The 24,596-nt window shown below is 44.0% G+C and carries 23 protein-coding genes; 15 read left to right on the plus strand and 8 right to left on the minus strand.

The genetic code is table 11. From position 1 onward, the window contains the following. Positions 1-31: 31 nt before the first annotated feature. The 3 genes from mdh to tilS all read right to left on the minus strand — a co-directional run bounded on the left by mdh (position 32) and on the right by tilS (position 2,948). Complete coding sequence (gene mdh, locus AAA938_RS01915; protein ID WP_338223043.1) at positions 32-967, minus strand: malate dehydrogenase; 936 nt, start codon at positions 965-967, stop codon at positions 32-34. Positions 968-1,109: 142 nt separating this feature from the next. Continuing rightward, positions 1,110-1,625, minus strand: a complete 516-nt coding sequence (locus tag AAA938_RS01920; RefSeq protein ID WP_338226925.1) for a Crp/Fnr family transcriptional regulator — start codon at positions 1,623-1,625, stop codon at positions 1,110-1,112. 3 nt (positions 1,626-1,628) lie between these two features. Further along, positions 1,629-2,948 (minus strand): tRNA lysidine(34) synthetase TilS, encoded by a 1,320-nt coding sequence (gene tilS, locus AAA938_RS01925; protein ID WP_338226926.1) that lies wholly within the window; start codon positions 2,946-2,948, stop codon positions 1,629-1,631. Between the two features lie 75 nt (positions 2,949-3,023). Between tilS and AAA938_RS01930 the strand changes: the two genes are divergently transcribed. The 10 genes from AAA938_RS01930 to AAA938_RS01975 all read left to right on the plus strand — a co-directional run bounded on the left by AAA938_RS01930 (position 3,024) and on the right by AAA938_RS01975 (position 14,206). After that, positions 3,024-4,718 (plus strand): OstA-like protein, encoded by a 1,695-nt coding sequence (locus tag AAA938_RS01930; protein ID WP_338226927.1) that lies wholly within the window; start codon positions 3,024-3,026, stop codon positions 4,716-4,718. 179 nt (positions 4,719-4,897) lie between these two features. Next, complete coding sequence (locus AAA938_RS01935) at positions 4,898-5,608, plus strand: T9SS type A sorting domain-containing protein (protein WP_338226928.1); 711 nt, start codon at positions 4,898-4,900, stop codon at positions 5,606-5,608. Between the two features lie 71 nt (positions 5,609-5,679). Continuing rightward, positions 5,680-6,564: an outer membrane protein assembly factor BamD gene (locus AAA938_RS01940; protein WP_338226929.1), complete on the plus strand. Its 885-nt coding sequence runs from the start codon at positions 5,680-5,682 to the stop codon at positions 6,562-6,564. A 26-nt stretch (positions 6,565-6,590) separates the two neighbouring features. Then, positions 6,591-6,902, plus strand: coding sequence for a DNA-directed RNA polymerase subunit omega (locus AAA938_RS01945; protein ID WP_338226930.1), 312 nt, complete (start codon positions 6,591-6,593; stop codon positions 6,900-6,902). Between the two features lie 5 nt (positions 6,903-6,907). After that, positions 6,908-8,116, plus strand: a complete 1,209-nt coding sequence (gene coaBC, locus AAA938_RS01950) for a bifunctional phosphopantothenoylcysteine decarboxylase/phosphopantothenate--cysteine ligase CoaBC (RefSeq protein WP_338226931.1) — start codon at positions 6,908-6,910, stop codon at positions 8,114-8,116. A gap of 28 nt (positions 8,117-8,144) precedes the next feature. Further along, complete coding sequence (porD, locus tag AAA938_RS01955) at positions 8,145-9,047, plus strand: type IX secretion system protein PorD (protein ID WP_338226932.1); 903 nt, start codon at positions 8,145-8,147, stop codon at positions 9,045-9,047. A 36-nt stretch (positions 9,048-9,083) separates the two neighbouring features. Further along, on the plus strand, positions 9,084-10,736 hold the full coding sequence (recN, locus tag AAA938_RS01960) for a DNA repair protein RecN (RefSeq protein ID WP_338226933.1): 1,653 nt from the start codon (positions 9,084-9,086) through the stop codon (positions 10,734-10,736). Positions 10,737-10,800: 64 nt separating this feature from the next. Further along, a complete protein-coding gene (locus AAA938_RS01965) occupies positions 10,801-11,616 on the plus strand; it encodes an enoyl-ACP reductase FabI (RefSeq protein ID WP_338226934.1) in 816 nt (271 codons plus the stop codon). A gap of 132 nt (positions 11,617-11,748) precedes the next feature. Continuing rightward, entirely contained in the window at positions 11,749-13,338 is a 1,590-nt protein-coding gene (locus AAA938_RS01970; RefSeq protein WP_338226935.1) for an amidohydrolase family protein, read from the plus strand. Positions 13,339-13,405: 67 nt separating this feature from the next. Continuing rightward, positions 13,406-14,206, plus strand: coding sequence for an alpha/beta fold hydrolase (locus AAA938_RS01975; RefSeq protein WP_338226936.1), 801 nt, complete (start codon positions 13,406-13,408; stop codon positions 14,204-14,206). 24 nt (positions 14,207-14,230) lie between these two features. Here the strand turns inward: AAA938_RS01975 and AAA938_RS01980 are convergent, their stop codons facing one another. The 5 genes from AAA938_RS01980 to AAA938_RS02000 all read right to left on the minus strand — a co-directional run bounded on the left by AAA938_RS01980 (position 14,231) and on the right by AAA938_RS02000 (position 20,069). After that, the gene (locus AAA938_RS01980; protein WP_338226937.1) at positions 14,231-15,094 is read right to left on the minus strand and encodes a glycoside hydrolase family 16 protein; all 864 of its coding nucleotides are present in this window, start codon (positions 15,092-15,094) and stop codon (positions 14,231-14,233) included. A 71-nt stretch (positions 15,095-15,165) separates the two neighbouring features. Further along, on the minus strand, positions 15,166-16,572 hold the full coding sequence (locus AAA938_RS01985; RefSeq protein ID WP_338226938.1) for a hypothetical protein: 1,407 nt from the start codon (positions 16,570-16,572) through the stop codon (positions 15,166-15,168). 514 nt (positions 16,573-17,086) lie between these two features. Beyond that, complete coding sequence (locus AAA938_RS01990; protein WP_338226939.1) at positions 17,087-17,770, minus strand: hypothetical protein; 684 nt, start codon at positions 17,768-17,770, stop codon at positions 17,087-17,089. Between the two features lie 16 nt (positions 17,771-17,786). Further along, positions 17,787-19,127 (minus strand): OmpA family protein, encoded by a 1,341-nt coding sequence (locus AAA938_RS01995; protein ID WP_338226940.1) that lies wholly within the window; start codon positions 19,125-19,127, stop codon positions 17,787-17,789. 87 nt (positions 19,128-19,214) lie between these two features. Further along, positions 19,215-20,069, minus strand: coding sequence for an AraC family transcriptional regulator (locus AAA938_RS02000; protein WP_338226941.1), 855 nt, complete (start codon positions 20,067-20,069; stop codon positions 19,215-19,217). Between the two features lie 147 nt (positions 20,070-20,216). Here AAA938_RS02000 and AAA938_RS02005 point away from each other — a divergent pair, with 147 nt between their 5' ends. The 5 genes from AAA938_RS02005 to AAA938_RS02025 all read left to right on the plus strand — a co-directional run bounded on the left by AAA938_RS02005 (position 20,217) and on the right by AAA938_RS02025 (position 24,338). Then, entirely contained in the window at positions 20,217-20,669 is a 453-nt protein-coding gene (locus tag AAA938_RS02005) for a MarR family winged helix-turn-helix transcriptional regulator (RefSeq protein WP_338226942.1), read from the plus strand. Between the two features lie 74 nt (positions 20,670-20,743). Next, positions 20,744-21,271, plus strand: a complete 528-nt coding sequence (locus AAA938_RS02010; protein ID WP_338226943.1) for a YceI family protein — start codon at positions 20,744-20,746, stop codon at positions 21,269-21,271. Positions 21,272-21,369: 98 nt separating this feature from the next. Next, positions 21,370-22,320 (plus strand): ring-cleaving dioxygenase, encoded by a 951-nt coding sequence (locus AAA938_RS02015; RefSeq protein ID WP_338226944.1) that lies wholly within the window; start codon positions 21,370-21,372, stop codon positions 22,318-22,320. After that, a complete protein-coding gene (locus tag AAA938_RS02020; RefSeq protein ID WP_338226945.1) occupies positions 22,313-22,924 on the plus strand; it encodes an alpha/beta hydrolase in 612 nt (203 codons plus the stop codon). Before AAA938_RS02015 ends, AAA938_RS02020 begins: the two co-directional genes overlap by 8 nt. A gap of 217 nt (positions 22,925-23,141) precedes the next feature. Beyond that, positions 23,142-24,338 carry an ATP-binding protein gene (locus AAA938_RS02025; RefSeq protein WP_338226946.1) on the plus strand — a complete coding sequence of 399 codons (1,197 nt, stop codon included), beginning with the start codon at positions 23,142-23,144 and terminating at the stop codon, positions 24,336-24,338. Positions 24,339-24,596: the final 258 nt, after the last annotated feature.

The raw sequence follows: 24,596 nt of genomic DNA on the forward strand, positions 1-24,596 counted from the left end.
TTCTTGGGTCTGATTTTAATCAGAAAGCAGATTATTTCGCCAGCTTGTCGAGGACATTCATCACTTCTTTCACGTGGCCTCTGGAGGTTTCCAAAAGAGCCTTTTCTTCTTCGTTCAAGTCAAGCTCGATGACTTTTTCGATACCGTTTTTGCCTAGGATTACCGGTACTCCCAAGTAGCAATCGTCGATTCCGTATTCTCCGTCCAGCTTGATACAAACCGGGAATACTCTTCTTTGATTTTTCAGGATCGCTTCTACCATCTGTGCAGCTGCTGAACCCGGTGCATACCAAGCAGAAGTACCCATCAGCTTTACCAATTCACCACCACCGAATTTGGTTCTTTCGATGATCGCGTCCAGCTTGTCTTTGGCTACAAGCTCAGTGACAGGGATACCCGCCACAGTGGTGTATCGAGGAAGTGGCACCATTGTATCTCCGTGACCTCCCATCAGGATAGCCTGGATTTCCTTTCCGGATACATTGAGTTCGTCTGCCAAAAATGCTCTGTACCGAGCCGTGTCAAGGATTCCTGCCATGCCCATTACTTTGGTGCGTGGAAGTCCGGAAGTCAAGTGTGCCTGATAGGTCATGACATCAAGTGGATTGGATACCACGATAATGATCGCGTCAGGGGAGTATTTGATCACATTCTCGGTGACAGACTTTACGATACCCGCATTAGTTTCGATCAGGTCATCACGGGTCATTCCTGGTTTTCTTGGAAGTCCGGAAGTGATTACCACTACATCCGAATTGGCTGTTTTGCTGTAATCTGCGGTGCTGCCGACTGTTTTGCTGTCGTATTGATTGATCGGAGCTTTTTGCCAGATGTCGAGTGCTTTTCCTTCAGCTACTCCCTCTTTGATGTCTACCAAAACAATCTCCTCGGCTATTTCCCGATAGGCTAAAACATCGGCACAGGTGGCACCTACGTTACCTGCACCTACTACAGTTACTTTGCTCATGATTTTGTATGTTTTTTTGAATGAATGCCTTGAAAAGCGGCGCTAAGATATTAAACAACGGCAAGGAATTGAAGCCGGTTTCAGAATACTTTGGCGGAAGGCAAGGAATTTTGATGAATGAAAACAGGGCCTGATAAACAGCCTATTCAAACATCTGTCTGAGGCTGAAAAATCCGAAAGATTCCCTGTAGGATCGAAACAACCGCTGATTATTGGCATTGTAATACTCAGCTAGGGAGGTCATCATTTTGGCTTTGATTTTCGGATTGCTGTCGAAAATTTCCTGAATGGCAAAGTGAGGAATGACGATCAGCTGAGCTTCATCGGAAGTGATGATAGCGGTGTAGGTTCTTTTGGCATTTTCGATCAGGGAATTTTCTCCAAAAGCCTCTCCTTTGCCCAGCTCCATGATCGTCTCAAAGTTATCCTTGATATCGATAGTCAGTTCGATGGTGCCTCTTTTTATCAAATACATGGCTTGACTGGGGTCTTTGCTGAAAAAGACGATCTCGTCTTTTACATATTTTCGGTGGTGGAGGGTAGGAAGGAATCTCGCCAATTCCTTTTGCTTCAGCCGCTCAAAAAATTTGGTCCCTTGGAGAAATTCAAACATTTGGATTTCCTCGGGTTCATAGGTTTTGGAAAAAGGATTGCGCATGATTCAGCTTTTTTTGAAGTAAATGACTTTTCGTGTAGACGGCCCCCGTTTTGCCCAGTCAGCTATCCGGAAGCCGATTACCCAGGCTATTTTTCCACCGGAAACCAGCACTTTTACCTGTTGTTTTTTGATCAGAGGCACTTTGGAATCAATCAGAAAATCTGAAATCTTCTTCTCTGAATTCATCCCCAAAGGCATAAATCGATCGCCTTCCTGCCAATTTCTGATTTCTAGAGGAAACTCCAACATATCCGCATCCAATTGAGCATTCTCGGGAGAGACATCTAGGGGGCTTTCCGGGGAAACCTGTGAAATCCGGTAAGCGCCTTCGGATAATCGAAATTCTGCCGTTTCCTTTTCCAAAGAAATTCCGGCGAAGTCTACAGGCCTTGGTGCAAGATAGATTCCGGTTCTATCCAGATTGATTAAGTGACTCGGGCTGTAAAAGACCGTTCCCGGTTTGGGTTCCAGTAGAGAGGAATAAATCTGATTGGCTTGGTCTGGCTGGAACCCAAATGGTCGCAGCCAAAAATGGAGAAGACTTGCCGCTCCGGCCTGATGCTGGATGGACGAGTAGGGAAGAAAAGCTCCGTCTTCAGAGGCTTGGATGTTAGCGGATTTCCAGGATTCAAAAAGCCCTGAAAAGGCCTTTCCGGTATCCTTAAGCCGGGCAAAGCTCGTGAGCAGATTCGTCCTTGCATCATCTGCTACCTCATAAAGTGCAGGCAGGGCTTCCAATCTTAGCTTGTTTCGCTTGTAGTCTACTTTGGCATTGGAGCTGTCTTCCCTCCATGCTAGTTGGTGGGATTTTGCATAGGATATAAGCTCTTCTTTTGAAAAGGACAATAAAGGCCGGATGAGCCAACCTTTCTTTTCCGCCATGCCGTAGAGTCCTTCTATGCCGGTACCACGTAGTAAATTCAGAAAAATGGTTTCTAGTTGATCATCTTCATGGTGGGCCAAAAAGATGCCCTGAAGATGATTTTGAGCCCTTATTTTTTCAAAAAAATCATACCGAATCTCCCTTGCTGCCATTTGAATGGAAATACCTTTCTGATCAGCGATTTGATGGGTCTCTCCATGATGAAGGTGGAAGGGGATTCCCCATTCCATGGATAGTTTTTCTGCAAACTCCGCATCTTGCTCACTTTCAGCTCCTCTCAGGTGGAAATTTACATGTGCGATTTCAAAGCGAACTCCAGATTTCCAAAGTAGGTGAGCCAAACAAACGCTGTCCACCCCTCCGCTGAAACCAAGCAGGTAGCTCTGATCTTTTTTCAGATCAAGGCGGGGAAGAATTTCGGAATTGAAATGATCCAGCATCGATCAAAATTAGGTTTTTATTTGGATTAGGGGAAAGGGAGGCAAACGGGAATTTGAATAGTTTTAACCTGATTTATGAGCCTCAGAGCGGTCGGTCTGCTGGTTTGTGCTAATTTTGCCCCCGCAGTGTTTGACTATATGACCCGAATCTCCTTTTTGTTTTGCTTGGTATTGCTGATAAGTTTTTCCGGGGAAAAGCTCTTCGCTCAGCAAGGATCCACCTTGGAGATCAATCAGGCAGATGTGTTGATCGGAGCCAGTGGTTTTGAGAGACTTGTGGGGAATGTGAAAATGAAGCATCAAAATTCCCTGATTTCCTGTGACTCTGCTCATTTTTTTCGAGCTGAAAACAAGGCTAGGCTTTTTGGAAATGTACAAATCAAGGATGTGGAAGATCCGATTGTCACCAACAGTCGGTATGCGGAGTACGATGGGAATACCAAAATAGCCAAGCTCAGAAACAAAGTTGTTTTCACCAATCAGGAGACCACGTTGACTACTGAGTTTTTGGATTACAATCGGGAGACCAACGTAGCCACTTATTTCAATGACGGCAAAGTAGTGGACTCTGTCAATGTCCTCACCAGTAAGCGAGGAGTCTATGAGATCAACTACGAGAAGATTACCTTCCTGGATGACGTGGTTTTGGTGAATCCGGATTACACGATGAAGACCGATAATCTGGTTTATCTGACAATCCCAAAGACTGCCGAAACGATCGGTCTTACCAATCTTATTTCCAAAGAAGGGAATACCCTGGATGCCCAGAATGGGAGCTTTTACGATACCCAAAAGAAACAATTCCGGTTTTTTGACGGAATCGTGGAGACTGAGGAAAGTCGAGTCAAAGCGATGGAGTTGTTTTATGATGAAAACCTGGCCTACTACGAGGGCAAGGAGGATGTCCGAGTTCTCAACAAAGAGCAGCAGACTGAAGTGTTTGGAGATGAAGGGAAATACTGGGAGGAGAGAAAATATAGCCTGGTCTATGGAAAAAGTCTAGTGAGAAGGTACTTTGAAAAGGATACCTTATACATGACCGCAGACACGCTGATCTCTCAAGACAGTGAAGCGGATACAGCCAAGTATCTTTTGGCTTTCAAATCCATAAAGCTCTATAAAACAGACTTGTCAGGCCTTGCTGATTCTTTGTTATACAACTATTCGGACTCATCCATCCAGCTATTTCAGAAACCTGTCCTTTGGAATCAAAAAAGTCAGATCTCAGCAGACAGCATGGTTTTTTATATCGCCAATGAAAATCTGGACCGGGTGAGAATGAAGGATAAGGCTTTTGCCATCATGACCGATACGTTATTAAACTTCAATCAAATGAAAGGGCGACAGATGGATGGGAAGTTTGTCGAGGGGCAGATTCAGACGCTGGAGGTCGTAGGGAATGCGGAATCCCTATACTATGCGCTGGAAGCAGATACTGTAAATCAAGGGATCAATAAAATCCTGAGTGCCTCCATCAAGATGGACTTTGAAGAGGGTGCTGTAAGGAGGGCGAATTTTTCGGTTAGACCCGATGGGAAGTTTACACCGGTTCAGCTGATTACTGAAGAAAATTCTCGACTGGAAGGCTTTCAATGGAGGATCGAGGAAAAACCTACCAAAGAGACTATCGATGCCTGGAGAAAAGTTGAGGAAATCGATTCTAAGCAAAAAAATCTTTTCAATGAGCCGGATGTCAAGCTGATGATGCCGACAGAGGAAGAAATACAAAATCAACTCAAAAAATCGGGGTTTGGCCCTGATAAACCGTAGTTCATTTTTCCCTAATGGAAGTATTTCTTCCTGAACGAATACTTTTCTTCCCTCAAGTGCAAAAGGTTAACAACAATTAACCGTGAAATTTATTGTATTGGCAACCTAAAAGTTATTTTTGTACGTATATTAATAGACTTTATTCCACCTCAGTATCGGCTTATTGATTAGTATTTTACATGAAACTCCTGCTTAAAATTTTTCTGTCCATTTTTTTGGCACTGCCCGTGGTGTCTCTGGCGCAGGATGTGCAGGTGCTGAGTGAGGGTTTGGATTTCAGAGGGGCGATTGGAAGTAGTCAGCGAAAAACCATTCTTCTTCAAAACACCTCCGCCCAATCTAAAACCTACATTCTAAAGAATCTTCGGGGTAGTGTGGGTTCTTCTCAAAAAGTAAGAGTATGTATCGGAGAGCAATGCTTCGATCCAAAGCGAGATTTGGCAAAGATCAATATCAAGCTTCAGCCGGGAGAAATTTTCACAGATTTGTATCTGGAATTTGAATCAGGGATTGTGGAAACACGTGGAAGTTTTGATCTTTTATTTGTCAACGTAGAAAATTTAAGAGACAACTTCATCGTTGAAGCAAAGTATGAAGTAGAGGCTGAGGCGGTCAATGATTTCTTTCATAAGGATATTCAAATCAGTGAAATATACCCCAATCCAAGCAACAGGGTCGCTCAATTGGACTATGAAATCATCAATCCAAAATCCAAGGCGAAAATTTCGATCAACAGCTTCATTGGCAATCCTATTGCCGAGTATGACTTGGACCCTACCCGAAACTCCCTGGTGATCAATGTCGCTGAATTCCAGCCTGGAGTTTACTTCTACACCCTTTTTGTGGACAACAAAAATGTGGTAACCAAAAAGCTCCAAGTGAAGAAGTAAGCCATTCTCCCTTGGATTATCCCCTTGAATCTCAATAATTATCCCGTATATTTGCGGTCTTGTAAATTAGCATGCAGTACAAATCCATCCTTTTCCTGTTTTTCTTCGCGGTACTTGCCTCTTGTGGACCTTTCAACAAGCTGGAGAAAAGTACCAATTGGGAAGAATTATACAACGGCGCCAACCGCTACTATCAAGAAGGAGAGTACAACAAAGCCATCATTCTCTATGAAAAAGTCCTCCCTGTAATCAAGGGTTCGGAAAAGGCAGAAATGGCGGAATACAATTATGCCAACTGTCATTTCAAAACCAAAAGGTATATCGAGGCAGCAGGCTATTTCAACAACTTTTTCAGAACCTACAATCGTAGCCCCTTGGCAGAAGAGGCTTTGTTTATGCACGCTTATTCGCTATACCTCGATTCTCCGGATTATAATTTGGATCAGCAAAGCAGCAGGGAAGCCGTTGCTGCCATTCAGCAGTTTGTGACCAGATTCCCAGGCTCTGCTAGCTATGAGCGGGCGATGGAAATGTTGGGAGATCTAGAGGATAGGTTTGAGCAAAAGTCATTCAGCGAGGCTATGATGTACTACAGACTCAAAGATGGCCTCTACCCGGGGGACTTTTACCGTGCCTGTATCATCAACTTTCAGAATTTTATCAAAGACTATCCCGAAAGCAAGCACAATGAGGAGCTTGCTGTAAAACTGGTAGAGGTAGCCTATGGCTATGCTGAAAATAGCACCTTTACCAAAAAAGAGGAAAGATTGAACGATGCAATTAGATTTGCGGGGGATTTCTACCGGAGATATCCAAACAGCGGATTTACCTCGGAAGTCAAAAAATTTGAATCCGAAGCAAGAAAAGAATACGAAGATCACATGAAGCTAAAAGCGGAGTACAACGAAAGTCAGGGACTTCAAAACTCCGGTCAAGTGACTTCTACTGATAATTAAAACAAGGAAAATTTAAATTTATCGATATGGCAATCAATCCATCCATCATTACCCGAGACTTGGATAAAGTAGCAGAACCAACCGGCAACATCTACGAATCCATCCACATCGTGGGACAGCGGGCCAAGCAGATTTCCAGCAATCTCAAGGAAGAGTTGAATAACAAACTTTCTGAGTTTGCATCCACTGTTGATAACCTTGAGGAGGTTTTCGAAAACAAAGAACAAATCGAAATCTCCAAATTCTATGAAAGAATGCCTAAGCCTTCCACGTTAGCAATGGAAGAATTTATGGAAGGAAAGGTATATCACAGATTCCCTGACCAAGAGCAAGGGTAATTCCAATGAATTTAAAAGGAAAGCGGATTCTATTGGGGGTGACAGGCAGTATAGCTGCTTACAAGTCGGCCCTTTTGACCCGCCTTCTGATCAAATCCGGGGCAGAAGTGCAAATCATCATGAGCGCTTCTGCCCTTGATTTTATTACCCCATTGACTTTGGCTACCCTGTCCAAAAAGCCTGTGTTGAGTGAGTTTTCCAACAAAAAAACAGGAGAATGGAGCAACCATGTGGAGCTGGGACTTTGGGCCGATCTTTTTATAGTAGCCCCGCTGAGCGCCAATACCTTGGCCAAGTTTGCCAACGGGCTTTGTGACAATTTGCTAAGCGCTACGTATCTATCTGCACGCTGCCCGGTGATGGTCGCCCCTGCAATGGATTTGGATATGTACCAGCATCCTTCAGTCCAATCCAATTTGCACAGGTTGCAATCTTTTGGCAATCTGGTTTTGGAAGCAGAAAGTGGAGAATTGGCCAGTGGGCTAAGCGGTCAAGGGCGAATGATGGAGCCTGAGCATATCCTTGAGCACGTAGCCTTATTTTTTCAGAGCCAAAGTGACTTTTCAGGAAAAAAAGTCCTTATCACCATGGGCCCAACCCAAGAGGCTATTGATCCCGTCAGGTTCATCAGTAATCATTCCAGTGGGAAAATGGGGCTTTCGATCGCCAGATCTTTTGCCCATCGAGGCGCTGAAGTGCACATAGTCTCAGGTCCGGTCTCTTTGGACTTTTCCAAAGATCAATTATCCGTCACTCGAGTTCATTCGGCAAATGAAATGTTTGATGCATGTCAAGCACTTCATCCTCAAATGGATATTTGTGTATTTGCGGCAGCTGTGGCAGATTATGCTCCTGCTCAGGTAGCCTGGGAAAAGATCAAAAAGGATGATTCTTCTCTTTCCTTGGATTTGGTGAAAAACGTAGATATAGCCAAGGAATTGGGCAAAGTGAAGGGCTCAAGGCAGCTTCATATTGGTTTTGCACTGGAAACTGAAAATGAAGAGCAAAACGCAAAGGCGAAACTGGACAAGAAAAACTTTGATTTGATCGTTCTTAATTCTGCAAAGGAAGAGGGAGCCGGGTTCAGGCATGATACGAACAAGGTGAGGATTTTCCACAAAGACGGAAAAGAGTTTAATTCAGACCTTCTTCCCAAAGAACAGATTGCCGAACTGATTCTGGATCAAATCAAAAATATTCCGGTTTGGGTTTGAGCGAGGGAATTTTGCTAAGTTTAAATCCATGAAGCGAACCTCACTTTTACTTCTCTTTTTTCTTTCAGTAGTAAAGCTCTCTGCTCAAGAGTTGAACTTCACTGTAATCATTAACAGTGACCGTTCACGATTCCAAAACACGGATATTTTTTCCCAGATGAAGACCAATTTTGAGCAGTTTCTCAATGGTCGATCCTGGACAGATGATGAGTTTCGCCCTGAGGAAAGAATCAAAGGGAACTTGCTGATTACCATCAATGATGTGCCCCAAGTCGGGATATACAGTGCCACAGTACAGGTACAGGTGGTCAGACCGGTCTATGGGACTAATTATGAATCTCTGCTTTTCAATTTTGCAGACAGAAGCTGGAACTTTGAATATATCGAATCCCAACCTCTGGAATTCAACCGCTTTTCCTTTTTGAACAACATCAGTTCCCTCTTGGCTTTTTATGCCTACATCTCATTGGGGATTGATTATGATTCCTTCTCCAACCGTGGAGGGAATCCGTACTTTGAAATTGCCAATGAAATAGTAAACAATGCGCAGCAATCGGGCAGACCCGGTTGGGTACAAAATCCCAATGACCGGCGAAGCAGGTATTGGCTGATCAATGACATTTTTGTTTCTCCTGTCTATTCTCCGATTCGGGATGCCTACTATCTCTATCATCGACAGGGTATGGATTTGATCCAGATTGATGAAGAGAAGGCCTACACGAATATTCTTGAAGCGATTCGTCTCGTCGCGCAGGCAAACAAACTTCAGCCTAATGGGATTTTTACCATCAGTTTTATGGATGCCAAAGGGGATGAAATCTCTCAGGTACTAAAAAATGCCCCATTTGAAATACGGGATGAAGCCGTAAAGCTCCTTTTGGAAGTAGACCCAAACAATGCCAAAAAGTACAACGAACTGCTGAGAAGCTAGCCTTGATTTTTTAGCTTTGCTCTGAGTAATCCCGCCATGCTACAATCTCTTCAGATATCCAATTATGCCCTTATTGACGAGCTGATGATGCAGCCCAGTCCCGGTCTCAGTATGATTACCGGGGAGACAGGAGCAGGTAAGTCTATCATGTTGGGGGCAGTAGGTCTGCTTCTCGGAAATCGTGCCGATACCAAGGTGCTGCTTTTTGAGGATAAAAAATGTGTCGTTGAAGGGGTCTTTGATTTAAGCGAATATGGGCTTCGGGAATTTTTTGATGCTCAAGAGCTGGACTATTCTGATTCTTGCATCATCCGAAGGGAGATCAGTCCAAGCGGTAAGTCCCGTTCCTTCGTCAATGATACCCCTGTCCTCCTTGACGTTTTGAGAGAGTTGGGATCAAAGCTGATGGATGTGCATTCTCAGCATGATACATTGCTCTTGGCAGAGGGTACTTATCAATTGGGGCTAGTAGATGCCTATTCTGGATCAGCTGAAGAGTTGAAGACTTACCAAAAGGCTTACAGGAGCTTCAGAAACGCCAAGAAAAGCTTTGAGGAGCTAAAGAAAAAAGCCCTTGATCTTCAAAAAGAAGCCGATTTCAATCAATTCCAGCTGGATGAGCTGAGTGTTTTGGGATTGCAGGAGGGAGAGCAGAGCGAGTTGGAGTCCACTCAGGAAGTCCTGGAAAATGCAGAGGAAATCAAGCTGAAGATCAATGAGATGCTTTCTCTTTTTCAGGATGAGCAGTTTGGTGTTTTGCAAGGCTTGGCTCAAATCCAACAGGGAATGCAGGCTTTGGAGCGCTTGGCCCAGAAGTTTGGAGGGCTCAAAGATCGCTTTCAATCCGTGCACATCGAGCTAAAGGACCTCGTGGAAGGCTTAGGTGAAGAAGAGAGTCAAGTGGAAGTCGATTTTGAAAAACTGGATGAAATCCGCGATCGACTCAGCAAAATCTATCAACTCCAGAAAAAACATGGAGTAGGCTCGGTGGAGGATTTGATCAAAATCGAAGCCCAACTTGCAGATCAGGTGTTCCAATTTCAGAATCTGGATGAAACTTTAGAAAAGGCGGAGAAGGAATTTATTGCAGCGGAGAAGACCCTGCTTGATTCGGGGCTAAGCCTCAGCAAAAAGCGAAAATCCTGTTTTGTTGATTTTCAGAAATCCTTGGAGAGCCTTCTTACCGGATTGGGTATGGAAAATGCCCAAATCCGCATCGAGGCGAAAGAGGTATCTCCCGGTCCATCAGGATTGGATGAAGTGGAAATTCTTTTCTCTGCCAATAAAGGAAGCCAGCCTCAAGCCTTGAAAAAAGTAGCTTCAGGAGGAGAATTTTCCAGATTGCTTTTTGCCATCAAATACCTCATGGCAGATAAGATGTCCTTGCCAACTTTGATTTTTGATGAAATTGATACTGGGATTTCAGGTGAGGTGGCCTTGCAAATGGTGAAGATGATGAAGGAAATCGCTCAAAATCATCAGGTCATTTGTATCACACATTTGCCTCAAGTCGCTGCCAAAGGGGAACTGCATTACTTCGTATTCAAAGACAATTCATCAGATAAAACGCTCTCCAAAATCAAGCTTTTGGATCAAGAGGAGCGGGTGAAGGAATTGGCCAAAATGATAGCAGGGTCCAGTCCATCCCAAGCAGCGGTGGAGAGTGCCAAAGAGCTATTGGCCAGTTAAGGCCGCAAATGGTAAAATTTTAGCTATTTTTACCTGAATTTTTGAACCAACCCAAAAAAGAAATATGCCAGAAAATTTGCTCAAAGGGAAAGTAGGGATCATCACAGGTGCACTGGATGAGAATTCCATTGCTTGGAAAACAGCCCTCAAAGTCAAAGAACAAGGAGGGAAGTTTGTCCTGACCAACGCTCCGATTGCCATGAGAATGGGTGCCATCAAGGAATTGGCCGAGGAGTGCAATACCATTGTCATTCCTGCAGATGCGACTTTGGTAGAAGATATCGAAAAGCTGTACGCAGAGGCCAGGGAGTTTTTGGGAAGCGATTTTGATTTTCTGCTTCACTCCATCGGGATGTCACCCAATATCCGCAAAGGGAGATCTTATGGAGACCTTAACTACGATTGGGCAATGAAATCCTATGATGTATCTGCGATTTCTTTCCATAAGATGATGCATGTAGCTGAGAAAATGGATGTGATGAAGGAGTGGGGATCGATTATCGGTCTTTCTTACATCGCTGCACAGCGGGTTTATCCATTCTACACCGATATGGCAGATGCCAAGGCTCTTTTGGAAAGCATTGCGAGAGGATACGGGTACCGATTAGGGAAACTCAAGAAAGTAAGGGTAAATACCATTTCTCAGTCCCCAACCAAAACTACTGCAGGAACAGGTATCGGAGGTTTTGATTCCTTCTTCAACTTCGCGGAAGCACTTTCCCCACTTGGGAACGCCTCAGCAGAAGCTTGCGCTGATTACATAGTTACACTCTTTTCCGACCTCACTCGCATGGTCACCATGCAGAATCTCTTCCACGATGGAGGCTATTCCTTCACCGGGATTTCTGAAGAGATCATGGACAAGTTCAAGGACCTATAAGCAAGCCTAGTTTAAATAAGAGCCCCGCACGATGCATATCCGTGCGGGGCTTTTTCGTTTTCTCTCATCCCAATTCCTTTTTTTGATTACTGATTTTGGCTTAACTTATCCCTGTACAAATCCACCAGCCTCATGTTGAAGAAAATCACCCTACTTGTAATCTCAGTTTTTGCCTGTCAGATTTTGGCTACGGCGCAAATCATGCCTGCTCCGGACCGTGCCGAAGGAGATGGACCCTATGATCGCCTGATTATTCGCGGTGTCACTCTGATAGATGGTACCGGTGCACCGCCGATTGGTCCTGTGGATATTGTGGTTGAAAAAAATCGAATCGCTCAAATTCAAGTAGTGGGCTATCCCGGCCTGCCTATCAATGACAACCGTCGTCCAAAAGCAGATGAAAACACCAAGGTTTTGGATATGGAGGGTCACTATCTTCTTCCCGGATTAGTGGATATGCATGGGCATATTGGGGGGAGTGGTCAAGGAACGCCTGCAGAATACGTATTCAAACTTTGGATGGCGCACGGAATCACTACCATTCGTGACCCATCTGCTGGCAATGGATTGGCTTGGGTTTTGGATCAGAAGAAAAAATCTGCTGCCAATCAGATTACTGCACCGAGAATTTTAGCCTACACTTCCTTTGGACAAGGTGCAGAAAAGCCCATCACCACAGCTGAACAAGCCAAATCCTGGGTTAATGAAAATAAAGCCAAAGGTGCTGATGGAATCAAATTTTTCGGAGCGAGTCCGGAAGTGATGCAAGCTGCCATCTCTGAAAACAAGCGGATAGGTCTTCGATCAGCCATGCACCATCAGCAATTGGATGTGGCCCGCTGGAACGTATTGAATTCTGCAAGAGCTGGATTGACCTCCATGGAGCATTGGTATGGGCTACCTGAGGCTCTTTTCCAGGATCGTACCATTCAGGATTTCCGCTTGGATTACAATTATCAGAATGAGCAGCACCGCTTCGGTGAAGCCGGAAAGCTTTGGAAGCAAGCCGCACCACCCTATTCTGAGCATTGGAATAAGGTAATGAATGAGCTCTTGGAATTGGATTTTACCCTTGATCCTACATTCAATATCTACGAAGCCAACCGCGACTTGATGCGAGCAAGAACTCAGGAATGGCATGAAGTGTACACGCTACCTTCTCTTTGGAGATTTTATGCTCCGAGCAGGCAGTCCCATGGTTCCTACTGGTTTGATTGGACGACGGAGGAAGAAGTTCAGTGGAAAGAAAATTATAAGCTGTGGATGACCTTTGTCAATGAATACAAAAATCGGGGTGGCAGGGTCACGGCAGGCTCGGATTCAGGTTTTATTTACCAATTGTATGGCTTTGCTTATATCCGGGAATTGGAACTGCTCAGAGAAGCAGGTTTTCATCCTTTGGAGGTACTTCGCAGTGCTACTTTGTATGGAGCGGAGGCCTTAGGAATGGAAAAGGAAATCGGATCTGTAGAAGTGGGGAAATTGGCTGATTTTGTGATTTTGGAAGAAAACCCGCTTCAGAACCTTAAAGTGCTCTACGGGACAGGTTCAATTCGGATAGATGAAAACAATCAGCCTGTCCGAGTGGGTGGTGTGAAATATACCGTGAAAGACGGGATTGTTTACGATGCTAAGCAGCTTTTGGAGGATGTAAAGCAAATTGTAGATGAGCATAAGGCAAGAGAAAATGCTCGGCTGAAGCAGCCTGGACTGGATTGGTAAATTTGCCATTCTAGGGTTTCGGCCCCTCAAATCATTTTAGAGAAAATAAATATAAACCCAATCAACTATGCCCTTTCAAGAAGCCAATGGAGTAAACCTTTATTATGAAGAGAAAGGAAATGGAAAGGAAGTCGTCCTCTTTTCTCATGGGCTGCTTTGGAGTCATAAAATGTTTGCTGCTCAAGTGGAAGTTCTTTCTAAATCCTACCGGGTGATTGCCTATGACCATCGGGGACAAGGGCAAAGTGAATCCAAGGGGCCATTTGATATGGACACCGTAGCAGAAGATGCAGCGGCTCTGATAGAAAACCTTGGATTGGGAAAAGTACATTTTGCAGGGCTGTCTATGGGTGGTTTTGTGGGAATGCGCTTGGCGGCCAGAAGGCCTGAATTGATCAAGAGTCTGATTTTGATGGAAACCAGTGCCAACGCCGAGCCCGTAGAGAATCTTCCCAAATACAAAACGCTAAATGGGATTGTAAAGTGGTTGGGAGTGATAGCCCCGGTGGCAAATAAAGTCATGCCGATCATGTTTGCAGAATCTTGGCTCACCAATCCGTCTAATTCAGCAGCCATCAAGCATTGGAAGAAAGAGGTAATGGCAAACAAAAAGTCCATCACCGGTCCCGTCGAAGGGGTGATTTACAGAAAAGGAGTAGAGGATGAATTAGCGAAAATTACCTGTCCTACATTAATCATGGTAGGAGATGAAGATGTGGCTACCAAACCGGAAAAAGCCAAGTTCATCCAAATGGGAATAACCGGAGCAGTGCTTCACCGAATTCCCGGAGCTGGACATAGTAGCTGCATAGAGAAACCCGAGGTGGTTAATCAATTGCTCATCGACTGGCTAAAAGCTAATGCATAAAAAAAAGCCCCTCGGGGCTTTTTTTTAGTTTTTCTGAAATACTCTAACGTAGTCCACTATCATATGCTGAGGGAAACTGGTCGAGCTATTCGGAGATCCTGGCCAATCACCGCCTACTGCCACGTTGAAAATAAAAAAGAAGCTTCTTCTAAATTCATCCAACTGTTCAGGTGTAGTATCGATCACATGGTATTGTTTGTTATCAATAAACCACCGGATCGAACTGGCATCCCACTCGATAGAATACACGTGGAATTGGTCTGCGAGAGTCCCTGAAGGCAGGGAATATTGCCCTCCAAACTGTGCCCGGTTTCCATCTTGCTGCCAGTGAACAGTGCCATGAACAGTTTTTTCTCTCCCTTGACCACCGATCATTTCCATGATGTCGATTTCTCCACAGGCTGGCCAACCGACAGTTCTAAAGTTGGCTCCCAGCATCCATAGGGCAGGCCACAAGCCTTGGCCTTTGGGCAACACTGCACGGATGTCTACCCTGCCGTATCTGAATTGCTTTTTGTTTTCTGTGATAATTCGGGATGAAGTGTATTCACTCCCAGAAAAGGATTCTTTTTTCGCTGTGATAATCAGATGACCTCTTTCAACAGAAGTGTTTTGGGAGCGATAGTGCTGGAGTTCATTGTTTCCCCATCCATTTTGGCCTTTTCCTGTTTCATGAGTCCAAGCAGAAAGGTCCAAACTATTGCCATTGAACTCATCTTCCCATACCAAATTCATCCCAGGGTAGGATGAAGGGGAGGTAAAGCCTGCAGTGGGAATAAAAACTTCGGTTGAGCCTGTAGAGCCAGTACCTGGGTTTTCATCCTCGGAGGAGCAACCTATAAAGCCTAAAAGTAAGCTAGCAAAAAGATAAGGGGTAAATTGTTTCATGGAATTTTAGGTTAAATGAAGCGAAATGAAAGGGCGTCAATTGAATGACGCCCTTTCGACTTATCAACTGCTTATTCAGAAATTAGTTTGAATGTCCACCAAACTCCACTTCCTGTTTCAATGTGGAGGGTCATCTTTTTCACACCACCAGACTCAGTGAGGCTGATTACTTTGTAGGTAACACTGTCAGGGACATCGACATTAGGAAGCTCGCCAGCATTCACCGCCTTTGGCAGTGCGACATGGGCTCCTGCGCCAATAAGTGTGAGAGAAGTTCCGTCAAAAGTATAGGTGTAAGTGCCACTGCCATCATGAGGGGCTACAGGAGCTCCACATGCATCTGCCGCGACTCCTTGCCAAGCCTCAAGCCACGTTTGGTCACCCATTTCATAGGAGAAGCTTCCGTCAGCACCAAATGTGTAAACATCATCGAAGAAACAGGCTCTGGTGGTCACGTCTGCTGCAGAATTGGCAAACCACTCTGTGCTACCTTCTGTCGGTCCTACTCCAAATGAACCGGCAATCGGTTCCATTTTCCAGTCTCCTACTAAGGACACTTCCTCTCCGCCACCGATTTCTCCTGAGATGAGTTTGAAATCCCACCAAACACCAGCACCGGCTTCAATTCTCAAAGTCATTCTTCTGGTATTGCCATCTTGTACAGGGTCTACGATAGTATAGGTGATTTCATCCTGAGCTGGTACACCATTTGAAATCTCACCTGCATTATGAACTTTCGCCAATCCGATAAATGCGCCTTCTCCACTTACAGTAAGTGTATTGCCAGCGTAGGAATACTGATAAGAACCTTTGCCATCAAATGGAGCCACTGGAGTACCGCACTGGTCAGAGCCGACACCTTGCCAAGTTTCTAACCAAGTCTGGTCACCCATTTCGATTTTAAATGAACCATCAGCACCGAAAGTGTAGGTGTCATCATAAAAACAAGCTCTTGTAGTAACATCACCTTGGGATATGGAAAACCATTCTCCGTTTCCTGGGCCTGGGCCTACCGCTAATGATCCGGCTACAGGTTCCATTTGCCAAGTACCTGTGATATCGAAGGCTGGTCGAAGGGAAGCCACAGTAAAGCTCCGCACCGTTGAGGTTGCATTGCCGTTGGTGTCTCGAACAGTCAAATCGAGTGTGTAGTCTCCTGGTTCGAATCCACCGGGAACAGAGATCGTCACCGTCGCATTGTCTGTGGTCAAAGTCTCAGAACCGGACAACACAACTGCGCCTCCACGGATAAAATCATAGGAAAGCGACTCCAAAGTACTGATAGAAGATCCTTCTACTCCATCAGATAATACTATTTCCATACGGAAATCCTGCCCTTCTACTAGTCCACTGGTGATAGGTCTTAATGTAATAGAAGGAGGAGTATCCACCACTGGTGGAAACTCATAATTGTCACATGCCCAGACTCCTGTGATCAGAGTGAAAAGCATCAATAGTTTGGTGTATTGGGTTTTCATAATTTTTTTGAATTTGAACCCAATCTCTAGTTATTAATCTGGAGCCCCAAAAATCGGACTGCATCTTCATTTCATCAGGCTTTAAAAAGGACTACATCAAAAACTCATCAAGATGGAGTAAAATACATTTTCTGCGATTTTGAGGCAGTTTTTTTAAGGTCATGCACTTCGTCAGTTAGATCAAAAACAGAAGTAGATTTTAGAGCCTTTTCTTTGAAAGAAAAAAGCGTTTGATGAATCCTTAGTAGGATTCATTTCTTGTTACTTGGCATTGTTGATGTTGAAATAGCCGGTTTTCTGGCTTTCCCCGTGGGAAAAGAGGTTAGATTGGCAAAAAAAACCTCAGTGAATTTTCGCTGAGGTTTTTGATGATTTGGTTACCAAACGTGGGTTGAAAGAAGTTATCGATTAGGAGCCAGTTCTTTCAGTTTTAATTCAGTTATTCCATAGATTTTTGGGTTTTGCCAATCCAATTAAATTTCTTTAAAGTTTCCGTGGGTTAGCATATCTCAGCTTAATTCGTCAATTCTTCCAGCCTTATCGATTTTATTGAGAATTCCTGCATGGCGTCTCTATTTTTACCTCTATTCGGAATAATCGCTGGACTGAAATCAATAATCTGTTTGCCGGTGAACGAATTATTAAAGAGGACAATGAGTTCACTGCTGTTGGAAGGCCATCCTATTCTAAATTCGCTGGTTCCGATTCTAAATAGGACGGTCGTTCCTTCTGGAAAAGCCTTGGGCTCAATCCCGAATATCAATTTATAGTCTTTACCTTCCAATAAGTTGACTGCAAGTCTTGAGCTATACGTGTAGTAATCATAGTCAACATTGATGATATATTTGACGTTGGGGGTCATGATGAATGCTGACGGTGTGTATGTTCCCCATAAAGTAAGTTCCATACCTGGATCATATGGCTTTTTTGGCGTGATTTCCCAATATTTTTGCCTACTTCTCTCTAAATCTTCCGGACTGAATCCAATGATCGGAAAATTGTTAATGTCAACTTCACTTATAGATTTTGGTGGTTCAACCTTGGATAATCTCCCTGCTTTGATTTGCTGTGTATTCAGTTGTGTTTTACTCAAAGATTGATTTGGAATGCTTGATTTGGTCTTGGTGCTGAATTGGGCATACGAATACACCGGGGCTATGAGCAACACCACAAAGATGATTTTCAAAAGTGCTTTCATGATTTGTGTTTTTTGGTTAAAACTTCTTGAACTCTACTCTTCTATTGGCTGCTTTTTCTGCTGAAGTAGAATTGGAATTCAGCGGTTCTGCTTCCCCTTTTCCTTGAGTTTGCAGTCGGTTTTCAGCTATTCCAAACTTTTCTTTTAAATAATCCGCCACAGCAATGGCTCTTTTTTCAGATAGAATTTGATTGCTGCTTTCATCTCCATCGCTGTCTGTGTGTCCGATAATCTGGATTCTCAGGAATTCATCATCTTTCAATACTTCTCCTAACTGATCTAAAAATTCAAATGAAGAAGGCTGCAATTGGTCAGAAGCGGTTTGGAAAAGGATAGCTGTGGTGCTGAACCCTTCTGCTTTTAGGAGTTTTGACCGAAGATCTTCTCCTTCTTCAGTGATTTTGAGATTGGCTATGGCGACTACTAGGTCCTTTTGCAAATCCACTTCCCGTACATAGAACTGAATATATTTTCCTAAATCTTCGGCTGCCAAAGAAGGGATGTCCACCACTTTTTCGTCTTCCATAAATAGTCTTACTCGTTTGCCATTTTTGACCAGAGTGAAATGGATTAAATCATTCAGCTGATTGGTGTATTCATAGGGAATGGTATTGTTGAGCTTATTGGCTGTTCCGTATGATTCTACCGTGATTCTCTTGGATCCTCCATCATACCAAAGATTAAACTCCATACTCGCCCCTTTTTTAGCTTTGGTGTACAAAGGCTGATCAATCATATGAATTGCAAATCGTACAGAAGTGGTGGTTTTGTATTCCAGATTGTAAGTGAAAAGATCGAATTCCACCGCATAATTTTCCGGCAATTCTTTTGGGAGGACAGGTAAATAATACCCTGTGCCTGAAGTTCTCAAGGCCTTGAAATCATCGATGGTGATGATTTCTCCCCCGGTATTGGTTTCCCATTTTGCAGGAAAGTCCCCGAGTGCATCCCGTTCAAAATAATCGGTGTACATCACCTGCCCGTTAGGGATAAATTGACCTGCGATCGAAAGTGCCGGGTCATCGGTTTCAATCGTACTGGTGGAATTGGATGATGAAGCCTCTTTGGACTTTTTAGAGGAAGAGGAATTACTTCCTCTTTCTTCACTTTCGTCAGCTTTCTTTTTCTGGCCTTTCTTTGATTTGAAGATATTGGGTGCCTCCATTACCGTTTCGAAGGCCTCGTCGGTTACTTGGGTGGTTTTTTCTTCTACTTTCCTTTCCACAGTTCTTTTGGCGGATTCCTCAGCCGTCTTCTTCAAATCTTTGATGAATTTTGATTGTGCGGCTAAGGGCAAAGAGGGTAGTGTAATCAGGAAAAAAAGAAAGAGGATAATGCTTGATTTAAGGGTTTTCATCGGGAGTAAAGGGTTTGGGAAAACGAAATCCATATTACCCCTCAGATTGGATAATCACTTGTAAAAACCCGCTAAATGCTTGCAGTATTATTTCCTGATGTTTTGGACTTGGGTGAGATAGGGCTGGTTAGCAACCAATTCTTTTAACAGTGAAAATCTCTCCAGATGAAACTGGCTTGGTGACTCTCCGCTGTAGGCTTTGAAGTCTTTAAAAAAGTGAGAAATGTCGTAATAGTTGAAAAATGAAGTGAGAAATGGCAAATCCGGACTTTCGCCTGCCCGGGTAAACTCCACGAATATGGAATTGAATCGGGTGATTCGAGCGTATTGAAGTGGGGAAAGGCCTACTTGCTGTCGAAAGAGATGCTGAAGGTGCCGTTCGCTGACATGAAGCTCTTTGCAAAGCTCTCGTGTACTGATGCATCCTTTTTTCTCAAAAATCAACTCCAGGGCATAGTCTACCAGAGTTTTGGACAGGTCAAGGTCGGAGAGAATTTCCGAAATAAACTCCTCTGCCTTTTCCACCCTTTTCTCAAAACTTGGCTTTTCTGCTATCTGCTTTATTGTGTCCAACCAGGCTTCGGCAAATACTTCCTCTAGGGGAGTGGGTCGATCAGTGAATTGAATGGCAGGCCTTTTCGTTAACCTCCAGATTGCTGTCGGCCGGATAGCTATCCCAAAGATATCTGCCTCTTCATTTTCTACTTTCAGTCTATAACTCCGAGTTTGCTGTCCGACCAAGTAATATTCAGGCAAAGGCCCGTCGTAAGAATAAAACCCGTTCACTTGATATCGGCCTTGAAGGTGAATTCCCAAAATCCCAGTGCCAGATGGCATCAAAAGCTCACCGAGCTCACCGGTGATCATGGGTGCCATTTTCATTTGATAGAAGAAGGTGACAAGCCCAGAAGCGGCTTCTGATGGGAGTGAAGAATGATACATCTTAGGCGCATTTGAAGTTCATCCCAAGTAAAATAGCTTATTCTTTTCTGTTTTGGCATTTTTTTGAAAAAATCAAAAAAGTTATTTCTGCTCTGAAACCTTTTGCTTAAATTAGATGTATATACATTAAATTCATTTGTATTCAATATGGGAAAGATAGAAGAAGCAATCCGGCAGCGGGAATTCAAAGATCCTTACAATAAGGCTGTGGTAAACTTGCTTTACACGCACAGCTACTTGGTGACTGCTCAAAGTGCCTTGTTCAAGCCTTGTGATATTTCTCCAGAACAATACAATGTCCTGAGAATACTCAGAGGGCAAAATGGCGCCCCGACCACTGTCTCTTCTATTCAGGAAAGAATGCTGAACAAAATGTCCAATGCATCAAGACTTGTAGAAAAGTTGAAGATGAAAGACCTGGTCAAAAGGGAAGAATGCCCTACTGATCGCCGACAAGTCGATGTTTTGATTACTGATAAAGGCTTGGAGCTCCTGCAGTCTTTGCAAATGCAGGTGGAAGAAGCTAACCGGCAAATTCTCAACCTGAATGAAGAAGAAGTCGAGCAGTTGAATTTTCTCCTGGATAAGCTCAGGGGATGAAAAATTTATCCAAATAGATGTATATACAAATAATGTTAAAACAATTCATTCAATCAATTTAAACCAATCAAATCATGAGCACAACAAAATGGATTATTGACCCTACACACTCAGAAGTATCTTTCAAAGTAAAGCACTTGGTGATTTCCACTGTCACTGGCTATTTCCGGAAGTTTGAAGGTAGCGCGGAGGTAGGTTCTGAAGATTTCAATGGGGCCAAAGTAGCCTTTACGGCAGATATTGACAGCATCGACACCAATCAGACCGATCGTGATAATCACCTGAAGTCCGCAGACTTCTTTGACGCTGGAAATCATCCTAAATTGAGTTTTGAAGGGACTCTGGCAAATGAGGGAGGAGATTACACGCTAAAGGGAGATTTGACCATGAGAGGTACTACCAAATCCATTGATCTTTCTGTAGACTTTGGAGGAGTAGTAGCAGATCCTTACGGACAGACTAAGGCTGGTTTCGAAATCGAAGGCAAGCTAAACAGAAAAGATTTTGGCCTTTCTTGGTCTGCCATTACCGAAGCAGGAAGCGTTGTAGTTAGCGATCAGGTTCGTTTGATCCTGAGTGTTCAGCTGGTCAAGCAAGCCTAACAAACCTTTGAGGTTTTTGATTAATACCCCGGAGGTTGACTTAACCCTCGGGGTTTTGTTTATCCACAAATTGAACCTTTGATTTTAACCACAATACCATGAGACCCTATATCACAGGAATACACCATATCACCGCGATAGCCGGTGATGCACAAAAAAACATTGATTTCTATACCGGAATCCTTGGGCTAAGGCTGGTCAAAAAGACCATCAATTTCGATGCACCGGATGTGTACCATTTCTATTTTGGAGATGAACTGGGCCGACCGGGCACCGTATTTACCACATTTCCTTTTCAGGGAGCAAGAAGAGGGACCAAAGGAACCGGCGAACTGACTTACACGGCCTTTTCCATTGGAAAAGATTCTTTGGAGTTTTGGATGGAAAGATTGAAGCGTTACAAAGTAGCCATTTCAGATGTTCTGACTCGATTTGGAGAAAAACTGATCCGATTTGAAGATCACGACGGGATGGGAATCGAACTGGTAGCAAACGACAAAGACGATCGCCTGGGCTGGACTTATGGGCAAATTCCAGCCGAGCACTCGATCAAAGGATTTTATGGAGCCACATTAAATCTCCGAGCCAAGGAACTGACCGAGCAGCTTCTTACCCGTCATATGGATTATAAATATATCGGGCAGGAAGGAGATCGCTATCGGTATGGGACCGAGGGTAAGCCCGGAGATATCGTCGATATTGTCTTGGACAAAACTGGAAACCGGGGCATGCAAAGTGCCGGAACAGTTCACCACATCGCTTTCCGCACAGCCAATACCCAAAGTCAACTGGCGATTCAGGAAATTCTGATGCAGAATGGCTATCATGTCACAGAAGTAAAGGACCGAAACTATTTCAAGTCTATCTATTTCAGAGAGCCGGGAGGAGTTTTGTTTGAAATTGCTACCGACGAACCGGGATTCGCTATTGATGAGGAAGAAGCCCATTTAGGCGAACTTCTAAAACTACCCGAGTGGGCAGAGCCTAGCAGAAAGCGAATTGAAGCAGCTTTAGTACCGATCACATTAAACCCTGAAAAGTATGCCTAACGTAGTAAAAAAGGGCCTTGCGCTAGATCAAGCCCAAAAAGCAGTGATCCTCATCCACGGTCGCGGAGCTACCGCTGATAGTATCCTTAGCCTGAGTTCATACCTGAATTTGACCGACTATGCAATTTTGGCTCCTCAGGCAAACGGAAACTCTTGGTATCCGTTTGGCTTTATGAAGTCAGATTCCGGCAACTTTGTTGCACTGGAATCGTCTTTAAAGCAAATCCAATCGCTTTTCGATGAAGTTTTGCGCGAGGGAGTTGCTCCCGAAAATGTCTTTTTCGTGGGTTTCTCTCAAGGAGCATGTTTGAGTTTGGAATTCGCTGCCCGAAATGCTCAAAAGTTGGGTGGGATAGTGGCTTTCACCGGCGGGTTGGTTGGAGAAAAGTTGAAAGCTGGGAATTATTCCGGTGATTTTCAGGGAACTCCGATTTTCATCGGTAGCAGTGACCGGGACTTTCACGTCCCTGCAATCAGAATTCAGGAATCTGCAGATCTGCTACGGCAAATGGGAGCAGACGTAACCGTAAAGTTATTTGAGGATCCAGATCATACTATCCGTGAAGAGGAGATCGAGTGGGTCAACCAACATATTTTCGTCTGATCAAAAAATTCAGGTAGGCCCTTTTTGACAGGGTAAAGATTTTCTTGTAAGGTCTATTTAGTTTAAAAAGTCCCCGGCACTAGTCGGGGTATTTTTTTACCTTTTTTCAAGAAAAAATTATTTCATAAGTAGATGGTAATCAATTATATGAAGATGTTATTTGGAAATTACTCAATATATTGAGTAAATTTACTCAGTAAAATGAGTAAATATAGAAATGAGCTACCAAAGAGCTGAAAAAGAGATCATTAAGAAAAGACTACAGGATGAACCCCGGAGGTTTATCCAAGTGATCTATGGCCCAAGGCAGGTAGGTAAGACTACCTTGGTGCGGCAAATCATTCGTGATCTGAATTATCCTCATGCTTTGGTAGCAGCAGATGCTGTAGCTGCCACCGATCAAGTCTGGATCTCTCAGCAATGGGAAAATGCACGCGCCAAACAATTGCTTTCCCCAGATTCTCCCTATCTATTGGTCATTGATGAAGTGCAAAAAATCGACAATTGGAGCGAGCAGGTCAAAGCCGAATGGGATCGAGACACTCTGGAGGAGCGGGACATTCGGGTGATTCTGTTGGGTTCTTCCCGACTGATGCTGCAGCAAGGATTGACCGAGTCTCTGGCAGGTAGATTTGAATCCATGTACTTAGGACATTGGTCTTACCGGGAGATGAAAGCTGCTTTCGGCTTGTCTCCGGATGAATATATCTGGTACGGAGGCTATCCCGGAGCCATCACGCTGAAGGAGGATGAAGATCGCTGGAAGGCTTATGTGCGGGATTCCCTTTTGGAGACCAGCATTTCCCGTGATATTCTTATGCTGACTCGTGTGGATAAGCCTGCGCTGATGAAGCGTCTGTTTGAGATTGGATCCTCCTATTCGGGTCAGGTGCTTAGCTACACCAAAGTCATGGGACAGCTGGCTGATGCCGGCAATACCACCACTTTGGCCAATTACCTTGTCCTGCTCAATGAGGCAGGTTTATTGGGAGGATTGGAAAAGTATAGTCCCAATCTGGTGCGAAAGCGCTCCTCCAGTCCCAAATTCCAAGTGCACAATACGGCCATCATGTCGGGGATTTCCAATGAAACCTTCGAGACGCTGAAGGCCGATCATAAAGCCTGGGGCCGATGGGTGGAATCCGCCGTGGGTGCACACCTGATCAACCAATCCTTTCAGATCAAAAAGCTGAATATCTACTATTGGCGGGAGGGAAATGATGAAGTGGATTTCATAGTCGAATACCAAAAGCGAATCATAGCACTTGAAGTGAAGACTTCCAAAGTAGGAGGGTTGGCTGGCTTGAATGCATTTGCCAAGGCTTTCCGGCCTGAAAAATCCCTGGTGATCGGTACCGATGGGATTCCTTGGGAAGACTTCCTTCAGATGAATGTACTGGATTTATACACTTAAAAGGCAGCTTAATGGCTGTCTTTTTTGCTTAAAAATGTTTTTGTAAATAATTGAATATCAGCCTTTAATGTCACTTTTACCGATTTTACTCAATATACTGAGTAAATTTACTCAATGGGTTTATTTTGCTGCCAATTCACCAAGGCAGAAAGAGAGATTCTCAGATTTTTTTGTAAAAAGTTTCCCACGGATTTACACAGAAAAAGACACAGATGACCACGGATTTGGGTTCCTCTTGCTACAAACCCTTCGTGCTCT

This window comes from Algoriphagus taiwanensis (assembly GCF_036245645.1).
In the GTDB taxonomy this organism is placed as follows: Bacteria; Bacteroidota; Bacteroidia; order Cytophagales; family Cyclobacteriaceae; genus Algoriphagus; species Algoriphagus taiwanensis.

Excerpts from the sequence above, each read along its gene's own strand:
- mdh (WP_338223043.1), bottom strand. The coding sequence starts at position 967 with ATGAGCAAAGTAACTGTAGTAGGTGCAGGTAACGTAGGTGCCACCTGT.
- AAA938_RS01920 (WP_338226925.1), bottom strand. The coding sequence starts at position 1,625 with ATGCGCAATCCTTTTTCCAAAACCTATGAACCCGAGGAAATCCAAATG.
- tilS (WP_338226926.1), bottom strand. The coding sequence starts at position 2,948 with ATGCTGGATCATTTCAATTCCGAAATTCTTCCCCGCCTTGATCTGAAA.
- AAA938_RS01930 (WP_338226927.1), top strand. The coding sequence starts at position 3,024 with ATGAGCCTCAGAGCGGTCGGTCTGCTGGTTTGTGCTAATTTTGCCCCC.
- AAA938_RS01935 (WP_338226928.1), top strand. The coding sequence starts at position 4,898 with ATGAAACTCCTGCTTAAAATTTTTCTGTCCATTTTTTTGGCACTGCCC.
- AAA938_RS01940 (WP_338226929.1), top strand. The coding sequence starts at position 5,680 with ATGCAGTACAAATCCATCCTTTTCCTGTTTTTCTTCGCGGTACTTGCC.
- AAA938_RS01945 (WP_338226930.1), top strand. The coding sequence starts at position 6,591 with ATGGCAATCAATCCATCCATCATTACCCGAGACTTGGATAAAGTAGCA.
- coaBC (WP_338226931.1), top strand. The coding sequence starts at position 6,908 with ATGAATTTAAAAGGAAAGCGGATTCTATTGGGGGTGACAGGCAGTATA.
- porD (WP_338226932.1), top strand. The coding sequence starts at position 8,145 with ATGAAGCGAACCTCACTTTTACTTCTCTTTTTTCTTTCAGTAGTAAAG.
- recN (WP_338226933.1), top strand. The coding sequence starts at position 9,084 with ATGCTACAATCTCTTCAGATATCCAATTATGCCCTTATTGACGAGCTG.
- AAA938_RS01965 (WP_338226934.1), top strand. The coding sequence starts at position 10,801 with ATGCCAGAAAATTTGCTCAAAGGGAAAGTAGGGATCATCACAGGTGCA.
- AAA938_RS01970 (WP_338226935.1), top strand. The coding sequence starts at position 11,749 with ATGTTGAAGAAAATCACCCTACTTGTAATCTCAGTTTTTGCCTGTCAG.
- AAA938_RS01975 (WP_338226936.1), top strand. The coding sequence starts at position 13,406 with ATGCCCTTTCAAGAAGCCAATGGAGTAAACCTTTATTATGAAGAGAAA.
- AAA938_RS01980 (WP_338226937.1), bottom strand. The coding sequence starts at position 15,094 with ATGAAACAATTTACCCCTTATCTTTTTGCTAGCTTACTTTTAGGCTTT.
- AAA938_RS01985 (WP_338226938.1), bottom strand. The coding sequence starts at position 16,572 with ATGAAAACCCAATACACCAAACTATTGATGCTTTTCACTCTGATCACA.
- AAA938_RS01990 (WP_338226939.1), bottom strand. The coding sequence starts at position 17,770 with ATGAAAGCACTTTTGAAAATCATCTTTGTGGTGTTGCTCATAGCCCCG.
- AAA938_RS01995 (WP_338226940.1), bottom strand. The coding sequence starts at position 19,127 with ATGAAAACCCTTAAATCAAGCATTATCCTCTTTCTTTTTTTCCTGATT.
- AAA938_RS02000 (WP_338226941.1), bottom strand. The coding sequence starts at position 20,069 with ATGTATCATTCTTCACTCCCATCAGAAGCCGCTTCTGGGCTTGTCACC.
- AAA938_RS02005 (WP_338226942.1), top strand. The coding sequence starts at position 20,217 with ATGGGAAAGATAGAAGAAGCAATCCGGCAGCGGGAATTCAAAGATCCT.
- AAA938_RS02010 (WP_338226943.1), top strand. The coding sequence starts at position 20,744 with ATGAGCACAACAAAATGGATTATTGACCCTACACACTCAGAAGTATCT.
- AAA938_RS02015 (WP_338226944.1), top strand. The coding sequence starts at position 21,370 with ATGAGACCCTATATCACAGGAATACACCATATCACCGCGATAGCCGGT.
- AAA938_RS02020 (WP_338226945.1), top strand. The coding sequence starts at position 22,313 with ATGCCTAACGTAGTAAAAAAGGGCCTTGCGCTAGATCAAGCCCAAAAA.
- AAA938_RS02025 (WP_338226946.1), top strand. The coding sequence starts at position 23,142 with ATGAGCTACCAAAGAGCTGAAAAAGAGATCATTAAGAAAAGACTACAG.